The 7,631-nt window shown below is 53.8% G+C and carries 6 protein-coding genes; 3 read left to right on the top strand and 3 right to left on the bottom strand.

Annotated features, from left to right (window positions below; all coding sequences use genetic code 11):
- The first annotated feature begins 273 nt into the window (after nucleotides 1-273).
- From AXA67_02780 to AXA67_02770, 3 genes are all read left to right on the top strand, one after another.
- On the top strand, nucleotides 274-1,548 hold the full coding sequence (locus AXA67_02780; GenBank protein ID KXJ42067.1) for a hypothetical protein: 1,275 nt from the start codon (nucleotides 274-276) through the stop codon (nucleotides 1,546-1,548).
- Nucleotides 1,549-2,014: 466 nt separating this feature from the next.
- Nucleotides 2,015-2,212, top strand: a complete 198-nt coding sequence (locus AXA67_02775) for a hypothetical protein (protein ID KXJ42060.1) — start codon at nucleotides 2,015-2,017, stop codon at nucleotides 2,210-2,212.
- Nucleotides 2,209-2,439, top strand: coding sequence for a hypothetical protein (locus AXA67_02770; GenBank protein KXJ42059.1), 231 nt, complete (start codon nucleotides 2,209-2,211; stop codon nucleotides 2,437-2,439). The genes AXA67_02775 and AXA67_02770 overlap by 4 nt, the downstream gene beginning before the upstream one ends.
- A gap of 360 nt (nucleotides 2,440-2,799) precedes the next feature.
- Here AXA67_02770 and AXA67_02765 read toward each other — a convergent pair whose 3' ends face one another.
- Genes AXA67_02765 through AXA67_02755 form a run of 3 tightly spaced genes read right to left on the bottom strand, consistent with a single transcriptional unit; the run spans nucleotide 2,800 to nucleotide 7,432 of the window.
- Complete coding sequence (locus tag AXA67_02765) at nucleotides 2,800-5,913, bottom strand: integrase (GenBank protein ID KXJ42058.1); 3,114 nt, start codon at nucleotides 5,911-5,913, stop codon at nucleotides 2,800-2,802.
- A 9-nt stretch (nucleotides 5,914-5,922) separates the two neighbouring features.
- Entirely contained in the window at nucleotides 5,923-6,315 is a 393-nt protein-coding gene (locus tag AXA67_02760) for a hypothetical protein (protein ID KXJ42057.1), read from the bottom strand.
- The gene (locus AXA67_02755) at nucleotides 6,266-7,432 is read right to left on the bottom strand and encodes a histidine decarboxylase (protein ID KXJ42056.1); all 1,167 of its coding nucleotides are present in this window, start codon (nucleotides 7,430-7,432) and stop codon (nucleotides 6,266-6,268) included. Before AXA67_02755 ends, AXA67_02760 begins: the two co-directional genes overlap by 50 nt.
- Nucleotides 7,433-7,631 lie beyond the last annotated feature (199 nt).

The raw sequence follows: 7,631 nt of genomic DNA, 5'->3' as shown, positions 1-7,631 counted from the left end.
TTGTCCGACAAACCGTCAGTGAATGGGAAATCTATGGAGATGGCGAAAAAGCTACCGCGAAGCGGTTTAGTTCAACAGTTAACTAGACGGAATCCACCCTATCAGAACTAGGCGGATTCTGCCTAGATCGATATAATGGGTTCCATGGGCAAAGTTATCACAGTTAAAAATTTCTCTGCAACCGCTAATGACGCTTCCAATCCTTCCAATTGGCAGCGTTATCTGGATTTGCTCCAGCGCCGTAGGGTGCCTGAGCAGTTTTGGCCTTGGTACGTGCGGCATGTGGAGAGGTTTCTTGCGGCGTTTCCGGGGCGGCGGTTGTCGCGGTTGTCCAGGGACGAGATCAGTGATTATTTGCAAAAGCTGGCGAGTGACCCCTCCCTCAAGGATTGGCATGTAAGGCAAAGGGTGGATGCGCTGCGTTTGTTGCTGGTGGATTTAATCGGTAACCGGCACGCGCGTGAGATTGATTGGGATTTTTGGGCGGAAGCAGGAACGGATTCATTGCCGGCCATTCATGCCACGCTGGCCCGGGAATTGTCGCCGGAGGTTTCGGTGCGTTATCGGGCAAGCGCTGATAATCTTGATCCTGATTGCGAGGCGATGTTAGTGAAAATGGTGCGGATGATCCGCACCATGCATTATTCCATCCGCACTGAAGAGGTCTATCGGGATTGGCTCAAGCGGTTTTTGATTTTCGCCGGCAAAGCGCCGGAAAGTGTCACCTCGGAGGATGCCGGGGCGTTTCTGTCTCATTTGGCGATTGAACGGAATGTGTCGATCAGCACCCAGAAGCAGGCGCTCAATGCGTTGAATTTTTATTTCAAGCATATCCTGCAACGGGAGCTTGAATTAGCGGATGGATTCCAACCCGCCAAGCGAAGCCGTAAGTTGCCGGTGGTTCTTAGCAGGGAAGAGGTCAATCGTTTGCTGGGTCACCTGGAAGGCATTCACCGGCTCATGGCCGGGTTGATGTATGGAACCGGGATGCGGTTGATGGAGGTTGTCCGGCTGCGGGTCCAGGATGTGGATTTTGGCCGCAGCTCGATTATCGTTCGTGACGGCAAAGGCCGTAAAGACCGGATGGTGCCCCTGCCACAATCTTACCGGCAATCTCTGGAAGAGCATTTAAAGCAACGCCGGCGGCAATTTGAAGTGGATCAGCAGGAAGGGTCGGTGCATGTTTTCCTGCCCGATGCTCTGGCGCGAAAATATCCTAACGCTTCCCGCGAGTGGATATGGCAGTACGTGTTTGTCTCGGCGCGGTTATCCGTCGACCCCCGTTCCGGTCAATACCGCCGCCACCATATTCATGAAAGCACGCTGCAAAAGGCCATTCGCCGGGCCGCCCGCAAGTCCGGTATTAACAAACGCATCAATAGCCACGTGCTGCGCCATTCCTTTGCCACGCACTTGCTGGAGGCGGGCTACGATATCCGCACGGTGCAGGAATTGCTGGGCCATGCCGATGTGTCCACCACAATGATTTATACCCATGTGCTCAACCAGCCTGGATTGCCGCCGGTTATCAGCCCTGCGGATTTTTGATGATTACAGAGCATAATTGTTATTAACTGATGTTACGCACTTGCCCGGACTCCCCTCTCCCACAGGGAGAGGGGAGTCAACGCTTGGTTTTCCGCCGCTCCCTGTTATAGATGAAAGCTAGAAAACAGTCCATATTCCCTTCCTTGCAGGCCCGGCAGGGTCAGGGAATCCACCCTTGCCCCCTCCCCCGCTTGCGGGGGAGGGTTGGGGAGGGGGGGATAATACGGAATGAACGTGCGTAACATCAGTTATTAAGTTGGGCGATAATAGTTTCGCCACCAAGCAATAATAATTGGTATTTCATAGGATATAATGGAAAATTGTGAAATCTCCATGTAGTGACGCTCCTTTTATTTCAGAAGAAAAGATTCGTGACTATTTATTATCTCCTGTGCATCCAATTGGAAAATTCAAGGCGAAGTTCTTCTATAGCCTTGGATATTCACAAAACGAATGGAGCAAGCTGATGGGTGATATTGAAAAAATTCTTCTTAATGGAAACATTGAAAAACAGGAAAATACCGATTATGGAACTAAATTGATCGTATCAGGAAAGTTAAAATCTCCATCCGGGAAATTTGCCCATCTTATTACTGTTTGGATTGTAAAGAAAGGTGAAAATTTTCCCCGTTTCATTACGTCATATCCGGGAGGAAAAAAATGAAGTTATCAGTTTTGGATACTGTAGTGCTGAACAAAGATATCCCTGAAAACGGGCTAAAGGCTGGCGATGTCGGCGTCGTGGTTGAAATATATGAACCAGAGGGTATTGAAGTTGAATTTGTTACCGGTTCAGGAGAAACGCAAGCACTTGTCACATTGAAAAAAGACGATGTTCATCCTATTTCAGACCGGGAGATGTTGTCTGTGCGTACGTTGGATGCCGCATAATCATTTTTTTTGAATGTGAATTAAGCACGTACTGCCTGCGTTTTCCAGGGATCCTATCCAAATAGGAAGACAATGTAGAGATACCCGAAAATAGGAATAATCCCCGCATCAACAAAGGTTTACCCCCACTCGTCATTCCGGGCGTGCGTGTTTGTGGATTCCCACTTTCGCGGGAATGACGACAGGACCGGGATTTCCGGCTTTTGCAGCAAAGTTGGCTCAATTAGCACGGTGATTGGCTCACACCTTCGGCCACTTTTGTAGTCTTTTCACCCTATTGCATATTACTCGTGCTTAATTCGCATTTGAGTTTCTTTATCGTCCCCCCTGGACTCTCGGGGGGAATGGTTCAAAGCTTTCTTAATCCTCATGCAGCGACCACAAATCCGGGTTGCCGCCAACCGCAGCGATATTGACCGTCAACGTCCGTTCTGTGGCAAACCGCAGTAGATAATGAGGGCCGCCCGCTTTGGGGCCGGTGCCGGACAACCCTTCGCCGCCAAACGGCTGCGCTCCCACAATGGCGCCAATCATGTTGCGGTTGACATAGATGTTGCCCACCTTGGCCCGGCTTTGAATGAATCGAATCGTCTCTTCGACGCGGCTGTGAATCCCCATTGTGAGTCCGTAGCCGCTGGCGTTGACGGCGTCGATGACTCGGTCCAATTCATCCGCGCCGTAACGAATAACGTGCAGGACCGGTCCAAAGATTTCACAGGACAATTGATGCAGTCCATTGATTTCGTAGATCACCGGAGCAAACCAAAACCCACCCGATAGCGTATCGGGGGCATTCAGTCGCGCCAGGCACCGGCCTTGCCGGTCCATCCGCTGACAATGGGATTGTAGTCTTTCTTTTGCTGCCGCGTCGATGACCGGGCCGATATCCGTGGCCAACTTCCCGGGATGCCCCAGCGTCAATTCATTCAAGGCGCCCACCAGCATCTCCAGCACCGTATCAGCGATTTCCCGTTGCAGAAACAGGACCCGCAAAGCCGAACACCGTTGCCCGGCACTATTGAAAGCGGAGGCAAGGGCGTCTTTTACCACTTGTTCCGGGAGGGCGGAGCTGTCCACTATCATGGCGTTCAATCCGCCGGTTTCGGCAATCAATGCCGCGATGGGCGCTTGGCGGGCCGCCAGCCGTTGTTGAATGGCCCATGCGGTTTCGGTCGAGCCAGTAAAAGCCACGCCCCGCACACGGTTGTCGCTGACAAGGCTGGCGCCCACCTCTGGTCCGCCAGGAAGCAGTTGTAAGACATCGGGAGGAACGCCGGCTTCATGCAGCAGTTCCACCGCCAATGCCGCAATGAGTGGGGTTTGCTCGGCGGGTTTGGCAAGCACTGGGTTTCCTGCCGCCAAGGCGGCGGTAATCTGGCCGGTAAAGATGGCCAGAGGAAAATTCCACGGGCTGATGCAGACAAAAGGCCCCCGGCCATGGAGTGTCATTTGATTGATCTCGCCGCTGGGGCCGGGCAACGGGATAGGCTTTGAAAACAAGCGGCGGGCTTCGGAGGCATGGTAATAACAGTAATCCACTGCTTCCCTCACTTCCGCCACGCTGTCGGGCAAGCATTTGCCCGCTTCGCGGATGCACAGGTCCATCAATTCGGTGTAGTGGCTTTGCAGTAATTCACCGGCCCGCTCCAATATCTCCGCCCGCGCCTGAGCGGGGGTTCGATTCCAGGCTTCCGCCGCTTGTTCAGCTAGAACGAATGCTTGTTCGATATCTTCTGTACACGCTTCTGTGACTTGTCCAACGATTTGCCGGTCTATGGGACTAAGCACGGGCTTATGTTGACCTGTTTTGGCTTCACCGCCAATCACAGGCGCGGCTTGCCTGGGTTTGGCCGAGGCAGCGGCAATGGCCTGGTCCAGCTCCGCAATGGTGGCGGGATCGGCCAAATTGAGCCCCTGGGCGTTGCGGCGCTGGGGGAGATACAGGTTACGGGGCAGTGGAATCTTGGGATGGGGGATCCTTTCCAGCTCCCGTATCTTTGCCACGGGATCGGCCACCAATTGCGCCACCGGCAGATTTTCATCCACCAGCCGGTGAATGAAAGAGGTGTTGGCGTCGTTTTCCAGCAACCGGCGAACCAAATAGGGCAACAGATCCTTATAACCGCCGATGGGCGCGTACACCCGGCAGGGTATAGAGACGCCTTGAGCTTTCAATGCACGATACAAAGCCTCTCCCATACCGTGCAGCCGTTGAAGTTCAAACGCCGCATCGCCGGCATTTTCCACAATCCAGGAAACGGTATGGGCATTGTGGGTGGCAAATTGGGGATAAATGGCATCGGCGTGGTCTAGGATGCGTTTGGCCAAGGCAAGGTAGGAAACATCCGTATTAACCTTGCGGGTGAAGACCGGATAACCGCTCAGCCCTTGTTCCTGGGCGTGCTTGATTTCCGTATCCCAATAAGCGCCCTTGACCAGCCGTACCGGGATGCGCTTCCCCACGCGGCGAGACAGTGCGATGAGATAATCCAGCACCGGACCGGCGCGTTTTTGATAAGCCTGCAGCGCTAACCCAAAGCCTTCCCAATCTTTCAACTCGGGAGATTCGAGCACCTGTTCGAACAGATCGAGCATCAGTTCCAGCCGGTCGGCTTCCTCGGCATCCAGGGTCAGGCCGATTCCCGCCGCTTTGGCTTGCCGGGCAAGGGATTGCAATTGGGGGGTGACTTCATCCAATATCCGGCGGCGCTGGGCGTATTCATAGCGGGGATGGAGGGCGGAGAGCTTGACAGAAATGCCCGGAGCGGCAAAAACATCGATGTTTTTGTGGCTGCGGCCCAACACAGTGATGGCATGGCTGTATTTTTGCAAATATGTCTCCGCCATCTTCGCCGTCACCGCGGCTTCGCCCAGCATGTCGTAGGAATAACGCCATTCGCTGGGGCTGTGTTGCAACCCTTCCTCGATGGTGGATGCGAGAATGAACTGGCCGCCCATGATCTGCATGGCCTGATAAATCGCCGCGCGGATCAAGGGTTCCCCCCGTTTCGCCAACCCCCGGAGCAATCTGCTTGCGTGTTCATCGCTTTCCAAACGCACCAGCTTGCCGGTCAACATCAATCCCCAGGAGGAGGCATTCACCCATAGGGAATGGCTGTGACCCAAATGCCGGTCCCAATGGCCTTGGCTGAGTTTGTCACGGATCAGCCGATCAGCGGTGGCGGAGTCGGGGATGCGCAACAAGGCTTCCGCCAGGCACATGAGCACAACGCCTTCCTCGCTGGACAAGTCATATTCATGGAGGAAGGCATCCAGACCACTGTGGAACGCTCTGCTCGATCGCACCCGCCGCACCAGATCGGCAGCCCGCTCTGTGACCTGCTGACGCAAAGGCGGTGGCACTTCTGCTTGAGGCAGCAGGGTTTCGATACATTGGGATTCATCCATCAACCAAGCAGCCTGAATCCTGGCTCTTTCCAGCGAGGGTGGCGGCAATTCGGCGATGACGGCCATCAAGTCACCCTATAACCTATATAAAGCCAGCAATTCAGCCGCCTCTGCTTGGCGGTCGGTACAGACCGCCACCAGACTGTACCCATCCAGGTGTTTGATGATACGGAGGCTTTTAATGGCGATACCAGCGTCGCTCAAGCGCCTGGACAAGCGGGCCAGGGCGCCTGGTTCGTCGCGCAAACGCACCACCAGGACATCTTCGGTATAAGCTTGAATGTCCGGCATTTCCCGCAGGGCTTCGAGGGCGGCGTCGTAGCGATCGACGGTCAATACCATGATGCCCTGGGTGTCGAGGGATTCCACGTCCAAGGTTTCGATGTTGACCTGGGCTTTGGCCAGCTTTTCCGTAATTTCAGCCAGCAGACCGGCCCGGTTGCGGGCGACGATGGTTATCTGTTTCATCCAGCATCTCCTGAAGCAATGCGTCGATTTGCCACTTCTCCACGTGGGGCATGGTGATAATGTGGGCGATGTCGTCATGGACCGCGATTTGCCAGCGCTTCAAGGTTTCTTCCGCCTGGCGGGGAAAAACCACGGTCAGCGAATTGCGGTGCCGCCAGGCATCGATGCCTGCCTGCCGGAACTGGTCCACGGCATATTGGGCCATTTGCAGGGAGGATTCCACCGCCCCGCGAAACCCTTCTACCCCCCGGCTGCGGATCGCATACCATAAAAACAATGGCGTAATGCCGTTGCGCGAACCCGAGATAGTGGTATCCAAGGTGCCCACATATTCCACCGAGCGGGCGATCTGGCGCACGTGGGATTTTTTCGCCAGCACCACCCCGCAGGGCAAAGGGGATCCGATCATTTTATGGCCGCTGATGGCGATGCTGTCGATGCCGTGGCGGAAATCAAACGGTTGGGGATCATCAACGAAAGGCAGAATCATGCCGCTCAAGGCGGCGTCGGCGTGGATATAAAAGTCGTGAATGGCGAGGTTTTTAAGGATGGCGTGAATCCTGTCCAGATTATCAATCGCCCCTTTCATGGTGGTGCCGATATTGACCAGCAAAATCGGTGGCACGTCCCGGTGGATTTTGAGGGTCTCGGCCAGATCTTCGTAATCGATTTCCCCATCCGGGCGGCTTTTGATCATAATACTGCGGGCCCGCAGGATACGCAGGATTTTGGCAACGCTGTAGTGGGTGTCTTCGGAATAATAGACGATACCCTGGGGAAGGATCTCCCGCCCCAGGTAAAGGCCGTACAGATTGCCTTCGGTGCCGCCGTTGGTGACATAACCCCAAATTTCTTCCGGGGCATGGATCTGTCCGGCAAAAAAATCGACCACTTCCCGTTCGAATTCGTGGGTATTAAGCCGGTAAAGACTTTTAACGTTAGGATCGCCCACATTATTGATGGTGTAGGCTAAAAAGGGAAAAAGCTCTGTATAATCGAAGGCGCGATTACAGGGATAACCGAGGAAATGGTCAGCCTCGGCTTCCAGCGTTTGGAGCAGTGTGGTCAGCCGCCTTTGGTCCCCACGGCTTAGGCGGCCTTGGAACATGGCGTTCATGTTTTAAAGACCACAGGCTGGAAAATAAGTTCGGAATACCGACCATTTACAACCAAAAACCATAAACTCGTAATGGTAATATTGTTTATTCCAAATTGACAATTCATTTCATTGGTTATCAAAACAATATTTGATTTAGATCAAATTAGAGAGGCCATCTATTCATAGAATAGAACACAAAGCCACATTGAATTTACTC

The organism is Methylothermaceae bacteria B42 (assembly GCA_001566965.1).
Taxonomy (GTDB): domain Bacteria; phylum Pseudomonadota; class Gammaproteobacteria; order Methylococcales; family Methylothermaceae; genus Methylohalobius.
Note: the sequence above shows the minus strand (reverse complement) of the source record. Positions and strands in the feature narration are given on the sequence as shown.

Excerpts from the sequence above, each read along its gene's own strand:
- AXA67_02775 (KXJ42060.1), top strand. The coding sequence starts at position 2,015 with ATGGGTGATATTGAAAAAATTCTTCTTAATGGAAACATTGAAAAACAG.
- AXA67_02770 (KXJ42059.1), top strand. The coding sequence starts at position 2,209 with ATGAAGTTATCAGTTTTGGATACTGTAGTGCTGAACAAAGATATCCCT.
- AXA67_02765 (KXJ42058.1), bottom strand. The coding sequence starts at position 5,913 with ATGGCCGTCATCGCCGAATTGCCGCCACCCTCGCTGGAAAGAGCCAGG.
- AXA67_02760 (KXJ42057.1), bottom strand. The coding sequence starts at position 6,315 with ATGAAACAGATAACCATCGTCGCCCGCAACCGGGCCGGTCTGCTGGCT.
- AXA67_02755 (KXJ42056.1), bottom strand. The coding sequence starts at position 7,432 with ATGAACGCCATGTTCCAAGGCCGCCTAAGCCGTGGGGACCAAAGGCGG.